This is a genomic window from Pigmentiphaga soli (assembly GCF_039541095.1).
Classification (GTDB): domain Bacteria; phylum Pseudomonadota; class Gammaproteobacteria; order Burkholderiales; family Burkholderiaceae_B; genus Pigmentiphaga; species Pigmentiphaga soli.
On the sequence record NZ_BAABFO010000011.1, the window covers coordinates 24020 to 44215 of the forward strand.

Genomic DNA, 20196 nt, shown 5'->3' on the forward strand with positions numbered 1-20196 from the left:
GCCTTAACATGAACTTTACTTAAGAAAGTTGAAATTGAGTGGGTGCAAGCGTGCGGAGATAGTGAATGAATGACGAGCGTATAAAGACATACGCAGATCTAAAATTTTTCATCAAGCAAGACTTCGCTGCACGCAAAGTGAAGTTTTCTATCATGAGGCTGTGTAATCCGTTAATACGATTTACTATCCTCCTGAGGATTCATGAGTATTTGCAGTCGAACAAAATATTTGGGCTATCGCTCTTGGTGAAGATATGGTTTAGAGCCCTTTCCCTAAAGCTTGGTTTCTCCATTCCCGCTCACGTCTTCGGTCCGGGGCTTTGTATTGTCCACTATGGAACGATCATCGTGTCTCCGTTCGCCAGCGTGGGAAGAAATTGTAGAATGCATGCGTGTGTGAATATCGGAGGCCAAGCGGGGTTTTATGCGCCTGAGGATGCTATTAACTTGGCGCCTCGTATAGGAGATAATAGCTACATCGGTCCAGGAGCCAAAATTTTCGGAGCCATTCAGATTGGTAACAACTGTGCCATTGGGGCCAATGCCGTAGTCAACAAATCATATTCAGATCACGGTTTATTGCTTATTGGTATTCCTGCAAGACCCGTTGACAGGAAGTCGAATAATGAGAATTGACTTGCTGATGATGTCCCGGCTTGGATTTGCGGACGGTGGGCGGGAAACTTGGTTGAACACCTTTATTGGCGAGTTGGGGCGAAGGAACCGGAAGTGTGAGATTTCTTTCTTCTCCTTAAGAGCGGAGAAGGACAATGTGCTGAGTGACAATGAAGATCGCTATCCGCATCTCCTTGGAGATCGAATAGAGATAGATTGCCCTCCCGGAAGAATACCTATTCCTGTCAAGTTTTGGTTTGGCTTTGTCAAGAAATTTTTATTTAGAAAGACAAAGGCTGATTACCTTCTTGCAGTTGGAGGGCTTAACGAAGCCATTGCCGTCGCATGTTCAAGACTTCGTTTGTTTTATAATCCAAAGCGGATAATTTGGCTTCGCACAGTATACTCAAAAGAAAAAGGCTATCGACTTAATAGCTTTACTCGTCGATTGGTTATAAAGTTAGAGGTTTTTGTCATCCGTCATTTTTTTGATGGGGTAATAGCCAATGGCGAAGATACAGCGGCTTTTTATAGAGCCTATGGAATTGATTGCACTGTTATACACAACGCCGTAGATCTGGAGCGATGGAAACAGCAGATTCCCGTTGCTCCGACGAATAATAAGGTGCGAATCGCTTTTATCGGTAGATTGTCTCAAGTGAAGGGAATTGAGGCCTTCCTGAAGTCGATCGATATAGCTTTATCTAAAACGCAAAAAGATCAACTAGAATTTCACGTCGTTGGTGATGGGCCATATCGAAATATGGTCCAAATGGCCGCCGAGAACGGGTCACTCTATTTCCATGGGGCCATGCCGAATCAGTCGGTTCCCGAATTTCTGAAAAAAATCGATTGTTGTGTTGCGCTAACTTATTCGAAGGATCTCATGGGAGGAGGGGGGGTCTCCAACGCATTAATTGAGCAAATGGCTTCAGAGAAAATTATTGTCGCGTGGCGCAATGAGATATTTTGCCGAGTTTTGTCTGATGATTCGTGTTTCTTTATCGATCAAGATGACGTTGAAGCACTGGCGGAAACGTATTGCCAAGTCGCGATAGATAGAGAAGGTGCCAAGGTCAAAGCTCAACAAGCAAAAGCGGTGAGTGAAAATTATTCAATTAGAACGCATGTAGACAAATTTTTTGCATTCCTCAATGAAATTAAGTAGGCGACCTTGAGAATTGCGTTTTTGATAACGGGGCTAGGAGTAGGGGGCGCCGAACGACTGGTTATCGATCTTGCGGATAGCTTGATTGAACTTGGGCACCAAGTAGCTATTCTATATCTGACAGGAACGGCGGATTTGAAGCCCAAACATTCAAGTGTGCGAATTATTGGAATGGGCGTTCGGTCTCCCTACGATTTTTTCGCTGTCTACTTTAGATGTAGACGCTTCTTAGTAAAATATAAGCCACACGTAGTGCATAGCCATTTGTTTCATGCCAATATTTTGGCTCGTTTACTCCGGTGGAGTGTGGATATCCCGAAGTTAATTAGCAGCGCCCATAATAATAACGAAGGCTCAAGGTGGCGAATGTTCGCTTATCGTCTTACTGACAGGCTTACGGATATTACGACAAATGTCAGCGAAGTAGCGACTCAATCATTTATAGATCGTAACGGATGTAGACCTGATAGGATTCGCACATTACACAATGGAATTAATACGCGCCGGTTTAGATTCGATAGTATTTCTCGCGATTTGATAAGAAAAGAGCTGCGAATCTCACCTAATTCTAAACTCATCGTAGCAGTCGGCCGTCTTAACGCGGCCAAGGACTACCCCAACTTACTAACGGCGATCAGCCTATTGCGAGCGTCCAATCCATTCCAGGTCGCAATCGTCGGTGACGGTCCCCTAAGATCCGAATTGAAGAGGTTAGCTGTAGCGCTGAAAATAAGTAATAAGATCCTATGGCTAGGTGTGAGAGACGACATCCCCGCGGTCTTGTCAGCAGCTGACGTTTTTGTGTTGTCGTCCGCGTGGGAGGGATTCGGTTTAGTTGTAGCGGAGGCGATGGCATGTGAAAGGGTAGTGGTTGCCACTGATTGTGGGGGGGTGAAGGAAGTTCTTGGAGATGTTGGATATTTGATTCCTCCGAAACAGCCATCTCTTCTTGCGTCAGCTATTATGAGCGCACTATCCCTTTCCGAGTTCGAGGCCGGTTTACTTGGAACTCGTGCGCGTAAGCGAGTAGAGGAAAGTTATTCTTTGCAGCAAGCGGTGCGTCGATGGATTGCGATTTATGAGGGTCAAACGTCCGTGGACCCCGCTTAGTAAGATATGTTGTATTACAAGAGCTGACATCTATGGTGACCTCAGCGTGGGATCTCTTTGATGCGAGCGTATCCTTTTTGTTGGGATTTTTCCTTTCATTAAGCATTGCCCGCAAATTTGGGCTTAGTAAAAAGTACTGCGCCTTTATATATTTATGGCATACGGCGTTTTGTGTATTCTATTGTTGGTATGTTCTGTCTTACGGAGGCGACGCGATTGGTTATTATCGGCGCGCGACTTCGGGCAGTCTTGATCTGGGTATCGGAACTGCTGGTGTCGACTTATTAACCGCTGTATTTGCCCGTGCTTTGGGGATGTCCTTTTGGGGAACATCCTTGATTTTCAATATATTTGGTTCTATTGGGTTAATCGCGTTCGCGGGCAGTTTAAAAGTAATAGCCCAGACGCGGAGTCTACGCCCGCGTTGGCTTGGTGTCGTTATTATTTTTCTTCCGTCTGTAAGCTTTTGGTCGTCTGCCATAGGTAAGGATTCGCTAGCATTCATGTCGGTTGGACTAATGTTGTGGGCAGCGCAGCAACTTACGAAGAGTGTTGCTCTCCAGGTTCTTGCTGTTGCCATAATGATGCTAGTTAGGCCACATATTGCATTATTGATGATTGCAAGTGTCGCTATAGCATTGGGATTGCAGCGTGGTGTGTCGCCGTTAAAGAGAACCTTCATCTTCGGGTTATCAATGATAGCTGCTATCGCCTTGCTTCCTCTCGTTCTGAATTATGCCGGAGTGGGAGGAGGGGGGGATGTTGACGCGATTATGGATTATGTAGACCAAAGGCAGGCACAAAATATGGAAGGTGGGGCTAGTGTGGATATCTCTAGCATGAGTTTGCCTGCGAAATTTTTCACATATGCATTTCGACCGACGGTACTCGAAGCACGGAGCGTCTTTGCTTTAGCTGCTAGCGTAGACAATCTAATTCTGTTGTATCTATTTCTAATCGGCGGATGGAAACTGGTGATCGGACGTCGTGCCATGATGCCACATGACAGGATCTTTCTAATCTCGTATGCCTTTACTGCTTGGATGATACTGGCCTTGACCACAGCGAACCTTGGCATTGCAATTCGGCAAAAATGGATGTTTGTACCTATGCTGATAGTCCTATTTTTGTCAGTGCTTGGTCGCCAACGTGTTGGCGCATCTTATTATCGGAGTCGGCAATTAATAAATGCTTCCCTCGAGCCTGTATCTGAATCAACCGGTAGGTCCCAGAGGCCTTCGTAGGGAGAAGTTTACAGGTGACTTTCAAGCCGGTACCTGGAGCGTTGAAGGGCGCCACGCATGCCATTCATACCTCAGTCAGGCATTTCTTATTAATAGAAGTCTTTAAGAGGGTATTATCCAGGTCCGATCTAATAAAAAGCGATCGTTTGTCGACTCCTCCTTCGTGGGACCAATAATTTGACTGGGGTTTATGTCATTTTGCGTTCGACCTATCCACTCGTTATCGCTGTACATACTTATTCCCTGCAGGGCGAATCGAGGTCGAGCGCCAGACGCGAGAAGCTTGTGAGCCGACACGAATATTTTGTTTTGCGTAAATTCAACCCCTTTGTTACTTATCTGTATAAAATATCTGGGAATATCTCCGGAAGGTTCAAAGTACAGAACGTTCTGACGAAGAGTGATATGTAGATTTTCGAGCTTGCTTTGCACATATATACTTGGCGTTCTCAGCTTCGTTATGGAAAATGTACAATTCTCCACTTTCGTGCTGGAAGGATTAGCTGAAGTTCTGTGAGCGTAGCCCGGCATCAGAGCGCAGTTCATAAAAGTGCACTGTCGAATAACGCAATCCTGAACATAAGTATTTACAGCTCCAGCATAGAATGCTTGGCCGCGAGCAGCAGCATCGCCTATAAAGGTGCATTCAGATAGCGTGATACTCGCCGTTGACTCGGGGCTAGATGCTACGAAGTTGTGTCCCTTATTTCGGTCGAATTTGCAATTAATAAATTCTATCTGTCCCGTATAGTTGCCGTCACGTGGCTTTACGTTTGGCTCTACATCTACACCCGCTGAAGGGGGGTGATTGCCGTAAGCACCCTTAACAATTCCGGTGAGGCCAAAATAGCATCCATCAGCTCTTATACCTATTCCGCCGACTATGGACATGCCCTGACGAGCATTATTGGTCGAGGTTACCCGGTCCAAGCGTATTCTTGTAGCCTTTTTACCTTGCGCAGACGGGCTTGGAGCAATATAGACGCCGTCAGCAGCGAAATCCCGAACAGTTAGATCGGAAATATAGATATCTGCCCCACCGTTTATCATCACACCGTGGCAAGGTCCCTCGACCACGCCGCTGTCCCGAGTGAGCTCTCCGACTCCTCCAAGCAATGTGCCGTTCCTGAGATGGCAATCCTGGCAATTGACAAGCTTAATCGGAATGACAGTATTCTTGAAGGAAACGTAGCCTCTAGCAGCCTTAACGTCTGCTGATCGACGAAAATTGCCTCGAACGACGATAGAAGACCCTTGTAAGTCGATAGTTAAGCCGCGACATTCCGAGAAAGTAATATCCCAGTCCTGCGACGGATCGCGGAGATCCTTTATGGCGCCGATATAATACGTTCCTTTGGGAAAAATAAGAGTCCCGCCCTTCTGCTCATTAATTTTACGAACAGCCTCTTTTATCGATGCGTAGTCATCAGTAACCCCATCTCCTTTTGCTCCGTAATCTTTAACAGAAATTGGTTTGTCGTTGCTATCAGCGCCAATGACCGCCGCGGGACGCGCCGTCAATATGGCGCCCAAAATGGAGGTAATGCGTCCCAGTAATATTCGACGACTGTAGCTAGGGGAGTGCTGAGCTTTCATGATAGCCTTTCGCCCCATTGAGTATTAAACTATGATCGTTGTCGGCCCTTACGGTGAAATCATCCTAGCACCGCTTCTATACCCCTGCGTTTCCTGTTTGGCTTAGAGGAAGCTGCTTGATTACTCGAGCTGGGACTCCCCCAATCACAACGTTGCCGGCGGGAAAGCTCTTAGTTACGATCGAACCCGCTGCAACGATTGAACGATTACCCAAAACGACACCGGGTAATAGCACAGAGTTCATTCCAATCCAGCACTTCTCACCTATTTTTACATCTTTACCCAATTCGTGCTTTGATAGATCATCAAATTGATGATTGGCCGTAATAATGCCGACATTCGGACCTATAAATGTTCCTCTCCCTATATATATAGCAGCTTTAAAATTTTGATAATACGTGCCTGGAGATTGGAAGTTATTTAAATCGTCCGGATGGAAAAATATATTTCGGGGATTGGTGACATGGCAGGAAGCAGCCGCTGGCCAAGGTAATGGTTTAGCCAGTCGTAAAATACTTCTTTGCCAAATAGATTTTATGCCGAAAACATATCCGCCTAGCGATTCATCGAAATGGTACCCTTGCAGATATTTTTTTTCAAAAAAAAGAGACATGATGAATCGAAGAAGCGGTTTGGCGTGATGCGCCATATTGTGTTTAAACGACATTTCTAGTTATCAGTGTGTACAAGAGGGACATCGCAATTGCGGCGATTACCCAAATTGATGTGATTTTCCCTGACGATATCAATGCTCTCATTATGCCCCGAAGATTGATCCCTGCGGACCTGCAGAATATTATAAGGCAAATGCTATAGAAAATTAAACCCGTAATGGAATATGCTTCGGCAATTAAATTCTTCGCGACGAGGCCAAATAAATACACCGTGCCGCACCTGAATAGAAAACCGCCGATGGTAATGAGTAGCATTAGTTTTTGATGGCCCTTGATGTGCATAACCATAGATATCGGAGATGCAAGGAACTGCAGCATGAGCCATGGAACCAACCATCTTACCAGTTCGCCAGCTCGGACCCAGCTAGGTCCAAACGCTAAGGAAAACAATGGAGGTGCTAGTATGCCGGCGAAGAGTAATGGTCCGAATCCTGCTTTTGTCAAGCCACTCAGCGTAGTCATGGTGAATCGATTAAGTGACTCTGAGCGATGCTCCTGGGGTGCACGAGACAAATAAACTTGCGCGACGGCACTACCTATAAGCCCTAAAGGAATCTGCATTACTTTGATGGCCAGCATGAGTTGACCTGCTTCGCTCGGAGCAGACCATGCTGCAATAAATAGAATGGGAAGTTGAGCTCCCGCGCTATTCGCAAGAGCTTCAAGTGCGGAAAATTTTGGGAAACGAATGTACGAAAGAAAGGTCCCTCTCATTCGACTGAAACTAACCTCCCGCAGTAGCGCCCTGTCTTCGCGCAATACGCGTCGCCATATATTTAGTATGCCCGCACTTCCAGTGATTAGCTGTCCTAGCAATAGACCTAAAGGACCAAATGAAAAGAGTCCCCAACCGATTTGAACACCGACAGAGCCAATGGCTTGGCTCATTCGTGTTCGAGCAACTAGCTGAAACTGTTTCTTTCTCGTTGCCCAGTACTGCAAAGCATTGTAGATTCCTATTAAAAGGACTCCTATCGGTATTGTCCATAAATAGCGTCCTATGCCTGGACGGCCGAGAGCTTGAGTAATTAGGTCATGGAAACAAAAAAATAAGAATCCCATTGCAATACTGATAACCAGCACACTACTGGACGCTAGCGCAACAAGGTTGATCGCATCCTCGTCGCTTTCTGGCAATGGAATCGCAATTTCAAAGCGTAAACAAGCTGCTGAAGTTATTGTTCCGACTAGAGAAATATAAATCGCGAGAATGCTAAAGTCTTGAGGCGTATATAAGCGCGTGATTATAGGTAGGGCCAACGCCATTACTGCTTGTGCGATCGCCGTGCCACCAACCAAAACGCTGACGGAACGGAAAAACTGGCGCTGGTGCAGCGCTGTGAACTTGCTCCGCAAGTTATGAAACATTACTCTGCCCGCTTATCGAAACAGATGGCGTAGATATATCAGGCGCATATCTGTTAACGTCTTTTAGCAGCCGGAGGCCGTTGCAATGGACCGCACTATGAATTGCTGCGCCTCCGGAGTTAAGTAGGGATGCATTGGGATACTCAATACTCGCTCGGCTAGCTCATCACCAACCGGAAGCTGAGCCTCAGAATCTGCGACTGCAGGCTGCCTATTTAGAGGAATTGGATAATGCACCGCTGTGGGGATTCCTGCGGCATGCAATTTCTCTTGCACCGCTTGTCGGTTTGGAACGCAAATCGTATATTGAGCATAAACACTAGTATTCCAATCGCTAATATGCGGTGGAGTGATTCCGACTTCAGTTAGCAGGGAATCGTACCTGTGTGCGACTTGCTGGCGCAACTCCACTTCATTCGGAAATATCGTCAGCTTCGCCAAAAGAATAGCTGCCTGAATTGTGTCGAGTCGGCTGTTGACACCTATGCACGAATGAAAGTAACGCTTATCTTGGCCGTGTCGGGCTATCCGTCTTAGCCGAGCGGCTAACTCGTCATTACTCGTAAATATCGCACCACCATCACCGTAGGCGCCAAGAGGCTTACTTGGGAAGAAACTGGTACACGCTATAGGGGTCACGTTGCAGGAGTGTCGCTGCTTATAAAACGCGCCAAAGCTCTGAGCCGCGTCCTCTATGACAGTTAAACCGAAGTCGGCGGCGATGGAATTAATTGTATCGAAATCGGCACATTGCCCATACAGTGACACTGGGATTATTGCTTTAGTGCGAGGGGTAATCGCAGCCCGTAGTTTATGAGGGTCCAGATTGTATGTCTTGGGATCAACGTCAACATAGACTGGCTTGGCACCTAGTAAAGCAGCGGTTTCAGCGGTTGCAATGTAAGTGAATCCTGGAGTGATTACTTCGTCGCCACTGCTTATGCCTAAAGCCATTTGCGCGATTTGAAGCGCGTCGGTGCCATTGGCGCATGTAATGCAATACTTGGCGCCTACAAACTCCGCCAGCTTCTCTTCTACCTCCGATACCTCCGGCCCGAGTATATATTTTCCATGAGCTAATACGCGCTGTATGGCTCTATCAATTTCATCCTTTACTCGGGCTTGCTGCAGCTTTAGATCGATAAATTCCATCATCTCCCGCTCTCCATCCTGGTTATAAGCGTGCCGTCCAATATGTATTGCACTCCAGTATGAGGGCAGATTGCCTTACCGGTACCATTAATCGGTAATGCAAGCCGTTCACCGAATTCACTTATCCAACCGGTCTGTCGAGCAGGGACGCCAACAACCAAAGCATATGGCGGCACATTCTTGTTGACGACGGCACCAGCTCCGACGAACGCGAATTCCCCGATCGTGACGCCGCATACGATGGTACAATTCGCTCCGAGTGATGCTCCCCTCTTTATCAATGTATGTCGATATTCCGCCTTGCGTTCTATATGGGCGCGCGGATTTAGCACGTTGGTGAAAACCATGCTGGGACCACAAAAGACGTCCTGTTCGATGGTAACATTATCATAAACAGACACGTTATTTTGAATCTTGCAGCCGTCACCAATAACAGCCCTTCCTGCGACAAAGACGTTTTGTCCAAGTGATACTCTTCTTCCGATGCGGGCGCCACTGCATACATGGACGAAGTGCCAAATTCGAGAATCTTTCCCAATTATTGCGCCTTCATCGACGATGGCTGTCGGATGCTGATAATGTTCCATAGACTCAAGTTTTGAGATTGGCTAGAAAGGGATGGTAGTCGCCCATCAAACCGACTGGTGCCGCATTTCGAATGGCGGCTACTGTAGAGATCGCCGTTCGATTTTCTTCTAAACCGAATCCGTTGCCGGCTAAAATTTCTTCATAGCTTCGTATGTGAAGGTCGGTAAAGCCACCAGAGAATTCAATTTCGTCTCCATTAATGGTGATCGACCGGTAAGTACGTTGGCCTTTTTCAATCTGTGCCGCGGGTACATCTTCAGCGTCAACCGAAAGAAACCAACGTACTCGCGCTTTTTGGTACTCGAGATAGCCAGCCGCCTTAGTATCGGAACTGTAATGCACCACGTTTTCCTGCAAGTCTCCGAATAGGAAATGCAGCATGTCAAAGAAATGAACGCCAATATTGGTTGCAATGCCCCCGGCTTTCTTGACATCGCCTTTCCATGATTGCAAATACCAGTGACCTCTGGATGTAATATATGCTAGGTCAACATCATATTTTTGGGTTATGGCTTCTCGACGCACCCTTTCTCGTAGAGCGATGATAGAAGGATGTAGCCGTAGCTGGAGAATCGTGGCGACTTTGCGGCCAGTGTCCTTCTCTATCTCAAGCAGACCATCTATATTCCACGGATTCAGTACCAATGGCTTTTCGCAAATAGCGTCCGCCCCAGTGCGCAACGCAAACCGGATGTGCGAATCGTGTAGATAATTCGGTGAGCAAATCGCTACATAGTCAACTCGATCACTGTGAACGTGGCGGCGAAGTCTATCCAGATGCCTATCGAACCGTTCGAATTCAGTAAAAAAATCCGCGTCGGGAAAGTAGCTGTCTATAATGCCGACTGAATCGTTCCGGTCGAGGGCGGCTACGAGGCGGTTCCCCGTCGCTTTAATCGCCTGCATATGGCGGGGAGCGATGTAGCCCGCGGCACCTATTAGCGCAAAGTTTGTCATTCTGAACTCTCCGTATTGTGCGTTAATGTTTGCTTTAAATGTGGGCAATGTACCAAGGGGTCGCTACGTCAATGCCAGTTCGGAGATCGAATCGAGGGTCGTAACCTAGCAAGCGGCGAGCTTTATCGATGTTGGCTTGCGAATGCCTCACATCACCATCGCGAAATTCACGATAGGTAGGAGGCTTGTCATAGGGCACCCCATGTTGTTTCAAGCTTTGCTTTATGGCGGCGAACAACTGGTTTAGCGTGGTACGCCCTCCGACTGCGATGTTATACACTTCGTTGACCGCGTCGTTATCGTTGATAACTGCAGCCAAAATATTTGCACGGACAACATTGTCGATGAAACAGAAGTCGCGGCTCGTTTCCCCATCACCATTTATAAACACATCCTGTCCGTTCACCATTGCTGCTATCCACCTGGGAATGACTGCCGCGTAAGGCCCAAAGGGATCTTGTCGCTTTCCAAACACGTTGAAGTAACGCAAACCAATCGAATTAAATCCGTATGTGCGAGCAAAGACGTTAGCGTACAGTTCGTTTACATACTTAGTGACAGCATATGGGGATAACGGAGCGCCAATGGTGTCTTCTACCTTGGGGAGTCCTGGATGGTCACCATATGTCGAGCTGCTTGCTGCATAGACAAATCTTTGCGTGTTGGCGTCGCGGGCCGCCACAAGCATGTTGAGAAAGCCCACCACGTTTGCTTCGTTGGTTGTGATTGGGTCCTGGATTGAGCGCGGCACGGAGCCAAGTGCTGCTTGATGCAAAACATAGTCAACGCCGCTGCAGGCGCTCTTGCAGTCGGATAACGATCGAATATCGCCTTCGATGAATCTAAAATTTTGCCAGTGGCGTGATCCGACAGCATCTCTCACCTCATCGAGGTTATGCTTATGCCCAGTGGAAAAATTGTCTAAACCTACTACATATTGATTTGCTCTAAGTAGAGCTTCGAGTAAATTGCTCCCTATGAAGCCGGCCACCCCGGTTATCAACCAAGTTCGTGGTGCAGCGGCTAGCTCCGCCAGGATTGATTCGTAATGTCCCGCCATGCTGCCTCGTTTGCTTGCCCGGTTGTTCGGAGACAATTTCAAAGACGTCCGTCAACATCCGTCTTGGGAAAGATATACTTGACATCATAAAGCACCGCGTTCGGCTTGCCGTACTTGCGAATTCCTTCAGTGCCAAGTTCCGCGAAGATCTTGTGGCCGACGGCTACCACAATGGCATCGTAAGCTTCATGTGCAGGTGTGTGAACTAACTTTAAATCATATTCGTGTGCGGCTTCTTCCGCATTAACCCAGGGATCATGGATGTCCACATGGGTAGTGAATTCGCGCAATGCCTGGACGATATCGATTACGCGGGTATTGCGTAAATCGGGGCAGTTTTCTTTGAACGTCAGCCCGAGAATTAATATGCGGGCGTTTACTGGATTTACGGCCTTGCGTACGAGCAGTCGTAGTACCTGATCTGCTACATATTGCCCCATACCGTCATTGATTCGGCGTCCCGCCAGAATTACTTCGGGATGATAGCCAATCTGCTGTGCTTTGTGGGTTAGGTAATATGGGTCAACACTGATGCAGTGGCCTCCCACGAGCCCAGGACGAAACGGTAGAAAATTCCATTTAGTACCGGCAGCTTCTAGAACTTCGAGCGTGTCGATGCCTAAGCGGTTGAAGATCAATGCCAGTTCGTTGATCAGTGCGATGTTGACGTCGCGCTGAGTATTTTCGATTACTTTGGCGGCTTCTGCGACCCTAATGCTGCTAGCTTTGTGAGTGCCCGCCGTTATGATCGAACGGTACAAAGCGTCGACAAAGTCGGCGACTTCCGTAGTCGATCCTGAGGTGACTTTTTGAATCGTGGTAACGCGGTGCTGCTTATCGCCCGGATTAATGCGCTCCGGGCTATAGCCTGCGAAGAAGTCGCGGTTGAAGACTAGTCCAGACTGGCGTTCTAAAATTGGCACGCACACCTCTTCCGTGGCACCTGGATAGACAGTTGATTCATAGATAACGACGTCGTTCTTCTTCAGCACCGAGCCTATAGTCTCGCTCGCTTTAATGAGGGGCGTGAGATCAGGTCGTTTGGCTTCGTCGATAGGAGTCGGCACCGTCACGATGTAGACATTCGTGTGACGTATGGCGTCAAGATCGTTTGTATATTCAAGCATTGCGCTGCTTGCCAATTCCTCTGGCGATACTTCCAGCGTCGAGTCTTTACCACTGCGTAGTTCCGCGATGCGTTCTGCTTTGATGTCGAAGCCGACGGTCGGATAGCGCTTGCCGAATTCGACCGCGAGCGGCAGGCCGACGTAGCCGAGTCCGATGACGGTCACTTTCGTATTTTCCAGAGAGGGCATGTTGGAGTCACTTCGCATAAGAATTCAACGGTTTTGTTGTGGTTACGGTCTACGCGGTCAAGATCATATCGGCGCAGCACTTGCGTTTAGGTTCATCGTGTCTATCATCGTAGAGCTCACTTGGATATCGTCGTATTTGCTTTCGGCGATTTCACGGCTTTTGCCTGCGTAACGTGCGCGCAATTCCGGTGCTATGATCAGCTGTTCCATTGCTTCCGCTAGTTGTGGTACGTTTTTGTGAGGTACAAGCAAGCCATTGATGCCGTGCTGGACCGTCTCCCTACACCCCGGCACGTTGGTAGTAATGATCGGCCGGCCCATGGCCATTGCCTCAAGGACCGTTCGGGGTGTTCCTTCGCGGTATGAGGGTAGGACGTAGACGCTAGCGCGAGCGATCGCGGGACGTACATCGGCAAGAGGGCCGAGATATTCGATACTGCCGTCGTTAACCCAGCTCCGCAGTTCTTCAGGGCGTATCGCCGCTGGGTTCGGGTCAACTGGGCCTGCTAAAAGAAAAACAGCCTCGGGATATCTCTGCCGGATAATCCGCGCCGCTTCTACATATTCGCGTATGCCTTTATCTCGCAGAAGCCGGGCGATTAGCAGAAAAACCGGTTTTGCTGGCAGCGGTTCGACGCGGAAACGCCGTGTATCGACCCCGGACCCGTTGACGATGCTAGTAGATGCTTCTCGGGATAGTAGGGCACGGTCAATGAATAATTCTTGATCGTCCGGGTTCTGGAAGAAAATATGATTTGCTTTCTTAAGACTCGTCTTATATAGCAATGTTGCAATTCTTTGTGTCATCGCCCTACGTGGGTCGCTACTGGCATCTGTAAAGGCATAGCCCAGGCCTGTTATCAGCGCGTAGCGACGCGCTACCCCACAGCGATGCGCCGCTAGCATGCCATAGACGACAGGCTTGATCGTATAAGCGATGACCACGTTAACTCGTAGCGTGCGTATCAGTTTTCGAAGCGCGGAATAGGTACGCCAATCGTCACGCGGATTCATCCCCGCTCTTCTGAGCGGTATTTGATAGTAGGCACCGCCAATCTCGCTGAAGCGCGCTGACACTTCGGGATGGTCCTCCGCTGCACAACCGAATACTTGATGACCCCGCTCGGCAAGTGTCCGTATCAGCGGCCATCGAAAATTGATAAGTGATTCGGCCAGCCCGCCAATAACGAGGATTCTCGCCGTCGTCGTTAGCTGGGAATCGGGGAACAGAGCCGTTGCAGTCATCTCGCACTCAATGTGCCGCTGCCGCAGACAACACGTCATCTAATACCGTCGTCGTTCGCTCTATTTGGTCGGCGGTTAGCGTGGGATGGACGAGAAACATTATGCTTGTTTCTCCAAGTGTCACCGCATTAGAGAGCCGGTGAGCGGGAACCATATCAGTGCCCCTGAATGCTTTTTCCAAATAGACTTCGGAACACGAGCCCTGATAGCAGGGCACACCCTTTGCGTTGATGGCGTCGATGATGCGGTCGCGAGTCCATCCGGTCGCCAGTGCGTCGGGTCGTACAAACAGATAATGCTTGTATGCTGCATGCTGGATATAGTCTGGTACGACAGGGGCCCGGACGATATTGTGACGCTGGGCCACCTCGTCGATCGCCGCCGCGTTCTCTCTACGTTTGCGTGACCACTCCGGCATGCGGCGTAGTTGGATGCGTCCTATGGTGGCTTGGATCTCTGTCATCCGCCAATTAGTGCCGAACGATTCATGGATCCATCGAAATCCGGGGGGGTGCTTGCGCTCGTAAACGGCTTCCCAGGATTTACCGTGATCCTTGTACGACCACATAGAGGCCCACCAGTCTCGATTGTTGGTGGTAACCATACCTCCTTCGCCGCCGGTGGTCATGATCTTGTCCTGGCAGAATGACCATGCACCGATATGGCCAATGCTACCCACCGGACGACCTTTATATTTTGCGCCATGGGCCTGCGCGCAATCTTCAATTACGAAAAGGTCGCGTTCTTTGGCCAGTGCCATGATCGGGTCCATATCGCACGGCCACCCTGCAAGGTGAACGCAGATAATGGCGCGAGTGTTAGGAGTAAGTACTGGCCGAATGGTATCCGCGGTAATGTTCTGACTGTTAAGGTCTACATCGGCAAATATTGGTCGCGCCCCCGCCGTGACAATGCTGGACGCTGATGCAAGGAAGGTGCGTGGTGTGACAACGACATCGTCCCCCGGACCAATGCCGAGCGCCTTCAACGCCAAGTCGAGTGCCAATGTACCGTTTCCAACAGCCACTGCATATTCGGTATTGGTCCAACGGGCGAATTCCCGTTCGAATTCGCGGCATTCCTGGCCAGTCCAGTAATTAACCTTATTCGAAAGTAGCACACGGCGGACAGCGTCGGCTTCCTCTTCAGTGAATGACGGCCATGGTGCAAATTCGGTGTTCAACATTATGACGTCCTAAGAACTTTGGCGGGATTGCCGACGACGGTGACGCCGGCAGGCTGATCATGGACTACCGCGGCACCGACGCCTACCACCACATCAGCGCCGATAGCGATCTGTTGCCTGACTGCGGCGCCGGCGCCAATCCAGGCGCAGGTACCAACGTTGACCGTACCTGCCAAGTTTGCGCCCGGGCTGATATGCACCCCGTCGGCCAGTTGGCAGTCATGGTCGACAGTAGCACCGGTGTTGATAATGCATGCGTGGCCTACTGTGGCACCTATGTTGACCACCGCGCCGGCAAATACCACGCTACCCTTGCCGACCTTGGCATGGCGACTAATCGTGGCGTGGGGATGTACGATGACCGCGAGACGTCCCCCTTTGAATTCCATTTCTTGGCTAAGTCTCAGCCGGATCCGATTGATGCCGATGGCTATGACAATGCCGCCGTAATGTTTCGCGTCATTTTCAAGTTGCTTCGTGTTACCCACAATCTGCCACGGGCCATTGCAAGTGCGATCGGGCCAGGAATCGTCGAAAAAAAAGATCTCATCCCACTGTCCCGATGCTTCCGCAGCGTCTGCAACTACACGGCCATGCCCTCCAGCGCCGAGGATCGCCAGGGTTTTCATTTGGCATTCCCACGGAAACGCTCCATGGTCGCCTGGCCGTCGGCGCTTATGCCCTCCCGCACGATGACTTTTTGGACCGTTTTCCACAGGATAAAGATGTCAAGCCATACCGACCGGTTTTCCACGTACCAGACATCCAGATCGAATTTTTGCTGCCATGAAAGCGCATTGCGGCCATTCACTTGTGCCCATCCGGTAACACCGGGCCGTACTTCGTGACGTCGCCTTTGCTTTTCGCTATAGAGCGGAAGATATTCCATCAGCAAGGGGCGCGGGCCGACAAGACTCATATCGCCCCGCAATACGTTCCACAGTTCCGGCAATTCGTCCAAGCTGCTGCTGCGCAGAAAGCGGCCGAACGGCGTCATCCGGTTTTCGTCGGATAGTTGTTGACCGTCCGGCCCGCAGACATCAAGCATGGTCCGGAACTTGATCATTTCAAACGGCTGGCCATGGAGACCAGGACGGATCTGCCGAAAGAAAACTGGGCGGCCAAGTTGGTGGCGCACGGCGAAATAGAGGGCGGCGATGATGGGACTTAGGATAATGAGTCCAACGCCAGCCAGTACGATATCGAGAAGTCTCTTGATCATGAAATGCGCAAACGCAAAATGCAGCGGCGGCCCCCCGCTTCCGCTGTGGTGCTGCTAGGCTGCGTGGCTAACTGGAATGGCCTTGTCGCCATATGTGATCGAATATGGACTCCTGCTGGTTCCTCTTTGCGGCTTGCTGACGGCTGCCGGTAGTGGTGTAGAGATGCGCGTACCGCGCAGTGACGAGTACGGCGCGTATTCAGGCACAAGCTGTTGCAGCGCCATGCGGATCTGAAGGTCGTCCTGGCTCTTGCATGCCTCGAAGAGTTTATTGAGCCGATTCTCCAGTTCAATTAATCCGAAGCATGGTTCGCGCGAACTCATGATGCGTGGATGTTCGCTTGGAATCGTATCTCCGGCGATCAGCAATTCCTCATAGAGTTTCTCACCCGGACGCAAGCCTACGACTTTGATCTCGATGTCTCCCAACGGATTCTGCGGGGTTTTTTCCGTGAGCCCGGACATTTCGATCATCGTGCGGGCCAGGTCCATGACCTTCACCGGTTCTCCCATGTCGAGCACGAATACTTCGCCTCCCTTGGCCATGCCGCCGGCCTGGATCACGAGTTGCGCCGCTTCAGGGATGAGCATGAAATACCGAATGATGTCGGTGTGGGTGACTGTGACCGGTCCCCCATTTTCGATCTGCCGTCGGAATAGCGGCACCACCGAACCCGATGAGCCCAGCACGTTACCGAAGCGGACCATGCTGAAAGTGGTGCGATTGGCCTGTCTCGATGCGAATGCCTGGAAAATCAGTTCCGCGCAGCGCTTGCTCGCGCCCATGACGTTCGTCGGGCGGACAGCCTTGTCGGTGGAGACAAGCACGCAGGTTTCCACGTCATGCTGAGCGGCCGCCATCGCTACGTTCCAAGTACCCATGACGTTGTTGCGAATGCCCTCGGCCATGTTGGTTTCGACAAGAGGAACATGCTTATAGGCCGCAGCATGGTATATGGTATCGACGCGGTGTTCCCTGACAATGCCAGACAACAAGGATGCGTCGCACACGGATCCAAGGTAAGCCGCTATCGCAGCCTCTGGAAACCGTCCGCGCAGCTCGTGTTCGATGGAATACAGTGCATATTCAGAATGATCCAGCAGTATCAGCTTGGAGGGCCGCTGCGTTTCGATCTGACGGCACAGTTCGCTGCCGATTGAGCCGCCGGCACCGGTGACCAATACCACTTTACCGGCCACGCAGCGGGCGAATAGATCCTTGCGCGGAGGCACGGGCTTGCGGCCGAGCAAATCCTCCAGTTTGATTTCACGTATGGCGTTGTCGGATACTTTGCCGTCAACGAGCTCCGCCATAGTAGGCAGCGTCTTTACCGGGATGTCGAGTGCTGACAGCTGGTTGAAGATATGCCGACGCCGTTCTGGAGACGCGGAAGGAATCGCGATGATGATCTGCTCGATGTCAAGATTGCTGACTATTTCGCGCAGGCGGCTGATGGGGTGAACTCTGAGGCTCGCGACGTGGCGATTCTCGAGGTGCCGGTCGTCGTCGAAGTAGCAGACGGGTACGTACGTCTGGCTGGTCCGCATCGCGTTGACGAGCTGAAAGCCCGCCTCTCCCGCGCCGTAGATGGCCACGCGCTGAGGACGGCCGGGCCGGTGTTGAGGATTGCGCAAGAGATGGCGAGCGCCGAACCGCGAGATCACCACGTATGCGAATGCCACGAACCAGTAGATCAGCAAGCTGCTGCGCGGCGGCGTTGGCGTGTCCAATACGAGCGACAAGGCATAGGTGCCCAGTGCCAGGATTGTGATGCCGATTCCCGTGGAACGCAGCACGCGGACGTCGACGTAGCGCACGACATTGCGGTACAGGTTGCAGAAGTAGAACACTGGCATGGTCGCCAGTGCCATGATGACCGGTGCGCTGGCGCCATATTGCTGGAGCACGAAGCCGTCGCCGAGCCGCAGATAGAAAGCGGCCAGCAGGCAAGTGGGCAATGCGACCAGGTCGGCCGCCACCATTACCGCTACTTTCTGGGGGCGGGAAAGGGAAACCAGCCAGTTTCTGAGTTGGGACAACATGTTGTGGGCCTACTCGGTGTGCCTAGGGGGCAGCGTAGTATTGACAGGCATGGGCAGCCGCCCCGGGGCCGTCCATTATTCGGGTGCGAGCGCTTCCGCTCAATACCGCGGACGCGGTATGGCGTATCGCTTTGTGTCTATGGCCCATGCCCATTCAAGCAAGGCTGGTCGCCAGGCGATTGACGCAGTTCACTGCCAGGCCTTCTTCCTCCGCTTCTACCATTAGTCGCAATTTCGGTTCGGTGCCCGAAGGGCGGATCAGAACCCGTCCACGCCCCTGCAGGATATTCATCACTTCCTGATACGCTTGCGCAAGCCCGGCATGCTGCTGCCATTCCTGGCCCGGCGGCAACACGACGTTGACGAGTTTCTGCGGCAGCAGCCGAAGATCGGCGGTCAATTCCGGCAGGCTGCGGCCGGAGTGGCGCATGGCGCCCAGCACCTGCAGCGCGGCGACGATGCCATCGCCCGTGGAATGCCTGTCCAGGCATAGCAGGTGGCCGGAGCTTTCCCCGCCATATAACCAGCCTTTTTCTTGTAGAGCCGCCAGTACGTTCTTGTCTCCGACGGGCGTGCGCACGAATTGAATTCCGAGTTCGTTCATTTTTCGTTCGAACGCGTAATTCGTCATGACGGTACCGGCAACGCCGGCCACCGGGCCGTGGCTCAGGCGTTCGGAAATAATGGCGTAGAGCAGTTCGTCGCCATTGTAAAGCCGTCCACGGCCGTCGACCATCTGTAATCTGTCGGCGTCGCCGTCCAGCGCGATGCCGAGATCCGCACCATATTGGATCACCTTTTGCGCCAGGGTTTCCGGATGCGTAGCGCCCACTTCGGCGTTGATATTGAATCCATTGGGCTCGCAGCCGATGGTTATTATTTGTGCGCCCAGTTCTTGAAATACGTTAGGTGCTATGTGGTAGGCCGCGCCGTGCGCCGCGTCCACCACGATTTTCAGTCCGTTCAGGTTGCTGTCGCCTGGGAAGGTGGACTTGCAGAATTCGATATATCGCCCGGCCGCATCGTCGAGCCGGCGGACTTTCCCCAGGCCGTCCGAGGGCACGCACGGTCCTGGCTGTTCCAGGGCCGCTTCGATGCGCAACTCCGTTTCGTCGGGCAGCTTGTTGCCTTGGCCGGAGAAGAATTTGATGCCGTTGTCGTCGTAAGGATTGTGCGAGGCGCTGATGACGATGCCCGCCGAAAGGCGCAGTGCCCGCGTGAGATACGCCACCGCGGGGGTGGGAATGGGGCCGGCCAGGACGACGTCCACGCCGGCGGACGATAGCCCGGCCTCCAGGGCGGACTCGAGCATATAGCCCGATATGCGGGTGTCCTTGCCGATCAGGACCGTCGGGCGCACGCCCGCGGGGCTGTCGGCGGCCAGCACCGTGCCTGTTGCCTGGCCCAGGCGCAGCGCGAACGCTGCATTGATTACGTCTCCGCCTACTTTGCCCCGGATGCCGTCCGTGCCGAAATACTTTAACGCTGCAGTCATTCTTCTTCCCCTGCCGTTTTTTTCGATGCCTGGGCCACCCTATCGGACTGGCCGAAAGGGAGCAGTAAGAAAGTACTTGCTTTTATTGAGGCCCTTAACGTGTTGCGGACAAGTTGCCCTGAGGGCCCACGTTGTCGGTGTTTTTCTGACAGAGCGCC

The 20196-nt window shown here is 51.2% G+C and carries 18 protein-coding genes; 4 read left to right on the forward strand and 14 right to left on the reverse strand.

Annotated elements, in window-relative coordinates; genetic code table 11:
* The first annotated feature begins 65 nt into the window (after positions 1 to 65).
* From ABD927_RS12625 to ABD927_RS12635, 4 genes are read left to right on the forward strand one after another with little or no spacing between them, the layout of a single operon-like run.
* Entirely contained in the window at positions 66 to 635 is a 570-nt protein-coding gene (locus tag ABD927_RS12625; RefSeq protein WP_345249899.1) for a serine O-acetyltransferase, read from the forward strand.
* A complete protein-coding gene (locus tag ABD927_RS12630; RefSeq protein ID WP_345249901.1) occupies positions 625 to 1782 on the forward strand; it encodes a glycosyltransferase family 4 protein in 1158 nt (385 codons plus the stop codon). Before ABD927_RS12625 ends, ABD927_RS12630 begins: the two co-directional genes overlap by 11 nt.
* A 21-nt stretch (positions 1783 to 1803) precedes the next feature.
* A complete protein-coding gene (locus ABD927_RS24555) occupies positions 1804 to 2892 on the forward strand; it encodes a glycosyltransferase (RefSeq protein ID WP_425570253.1) in 1089 nt (362 codons plus the stop codon).
* Positions 2893 to 2924: 32 nt separating this feature from the next.
* Positions 2925 to 4136, forward strand: a complete 1212-nt coding sequence (locus ABD927_RS12635) for a hypothetical protein (RefSeq protein ID WP_345249903.1) — start codon at positions 2925 to 2927, stop codon at positions 4134 to 4136.
* A gap of 102 nt (positions 4137 to 4238) precedes the next feature.
* Here the strand turns inward: ABD927_RS12635 and ABD927_RS12640 are convergent, their stop codons facing one another.
* The 14 genes from ABD927_RS12640 to glmM form a co-directional block, all read right to left on the reverse strand.
* On the reverse strand, positions 4239 to 5732 hold the full coding sequence (locus ABD927_RS12640; protein WP_345249905.1) for a glycosyl hydrolase family 28-related protein: 1494 nt from the start codon (positions 5730 to 5732) through the stop codon (positions 4239 to 4241).
* A 76-nt stretch (positions 5733 to 5808) separates the two neighbouring features.
* Entirely contained in the window at positions 5809 to 6399 is a 591-nt protein-coding gene (locus tag ABD927_RS12645) for a DapH/DapD/GlmU-related protein (protein ID WP_345249907.1), read from the reverse strand.
* A complete protein-coding gene (locus tag ABD927_RS12650) occupies positions 6389 to 7774 on the reverse strand; it encodes a lipopolysaccharide biosynthesis protein (protein ID WP_345249909.1) in 1386 nt (461 codons plus the stop codon). Before ABD927_RS12650 ends, ABD927_RS12645 begins: the two co-directional genes overlap by 11 nt.
* Before the next feature lie 63 nt (positions 7775 to 7837).
* Positions 7838 to 8929, reverse strand: a complete 1092-nt coding sequence (locus ABD927_RS12655) for a DegT/DnrJ/EryC1/StrS family aminotransferase (protein WP_345249911.1) — start codon at positions 8927 to 8929, stop codon at positions 7838 to 7840.
* Positions 8926 to 9513, reverse strand: coding sequence for an acyltransferase (locus ABD927_RS12660; protein ID WP_345249913.1), 588 nt, complete (start codon positions 9511 to 9513; stop codon positions 8926 to 8928). Before ABD927_RS12660 ends, ABD927_RS12655 begins: the two co-directional genes overlap by 4 nt.
* Before the next feature lie 4 nt (positions 9514 to 9517).
* Positions 9518 to 10471, reverse strand: coding sequence for a Gfo/Idh/MocA family oxidoreductase (locus tag ABD927_RS12665; protein ID WP_345249915.1), 954 nt, complete (start codon positions 10469 to 10471; stop codon positions 9518 to 9520).
* A gap of 34 nt (positions 10472 to 10505) precedes the next feature.
* On the reverse strand, positions 10506 to 11531 hold the full coding sequence (locus ABD927_RS12670; RefSeq protein WP_345249917.1) for an NAD-dependent epimerase/dehydratase family protein: 1026 nt from the start codon (positions 11529 to 11531) through the stop codon (positions 10506 to 10508).
* 38 nt (positions 11532 to 11569) lie between these two features.
* On the reverse strand, positions 11570 to 12847 hold the full coding sequence (gene tviB, locus ABD927_RS12675; protein ID WP_345249920.1) for a Vi polysaccharide biosynthesis UDP-N-acetylglucosamine C-6 dehydrogenase TviB: 1278 nt from the start codon (positions 12845 to 12847) through the stop codon (positions 11570 to 11572).
* Positions 12848 to 12910: 63 nt separating this feature from the next.
* Complete coding sequence (locus tag ABD927_RS12680) at positions 12911 to 14092, reverse strand: glycosyltransferase family 4 protein (protein ID WP_345249922.1); 1182 nt, start codon at positions 14090 to 14092, stop codon at positions 12911 to 12913.
* Between the two features lie 7 nt (positions 14093 to 14099).
* Positions 14100 to 15278, reverse strand: a complete 1179-nt coding sequence (locus ABD927_RS12685) for a DegT/DnrJ/EryC1/StrS family aminotransferase (protein WP_345249924.1) — start codon at positions 15276 to 15278, stop codon at positions 14100 to 14102.
* Positions 15278 to 15907 carry an acetyltransferase gene (locus tag ABD927_RS12690; protein WP_345249926.1) on the reverse strand — a complete coding sequence of 210 codons (630 nt, stop codon included), beginning with the start codon at positions 15905 to 15907 and terminating at the stop codon, positions 15278 to 15280. The genes ABD927_RS12685 and ABD927_RS12690 overlap by 1 nt, the downstream gene beginning before the upstream one ends.
* Entirely contained in the window at positions 15904 to 16500 is a 597-nt protein-coding gene (locus ABD927_RS12695; RefSeq protein WP_345249928.1) for a sugar transferase, read from the reverse strand. The genes ABD927_RS12690 and ABD927_RS12695 overlap by 4 nt, the downstream gene beginning before the upstream one ends.
* 54 nt (positions 16501 to 16554) lie before the next feature.
* Complete coding sequence (locus tag ABD927_RS12700; protein WP_345249930.1) at positions 16555 to 18543, reverse strand: polysaccharide biosynthesis protein; 1989 nt, start codon at positions 18541 to 18543, stop codon at positions 16555 to 16557.
* A gap of 154 nt (positions 18544 to 18697) precedes the next feature.
* The gene (glmM, locus tag ABD927_RS12705; protein ID WP_345249932.1) at positions 18698 to 20038 is read right to left on the reverse strand and encodes a phosphoglucosamine mutase; all 1341 of its coding nucleotides are present in this window, start codon (positions 20036 to 20038) and stop codon (positions 18698 to 18700) included.
* Between the last annotated feature and the right edge of the window lie 158 nt (positions 20039 to 20196).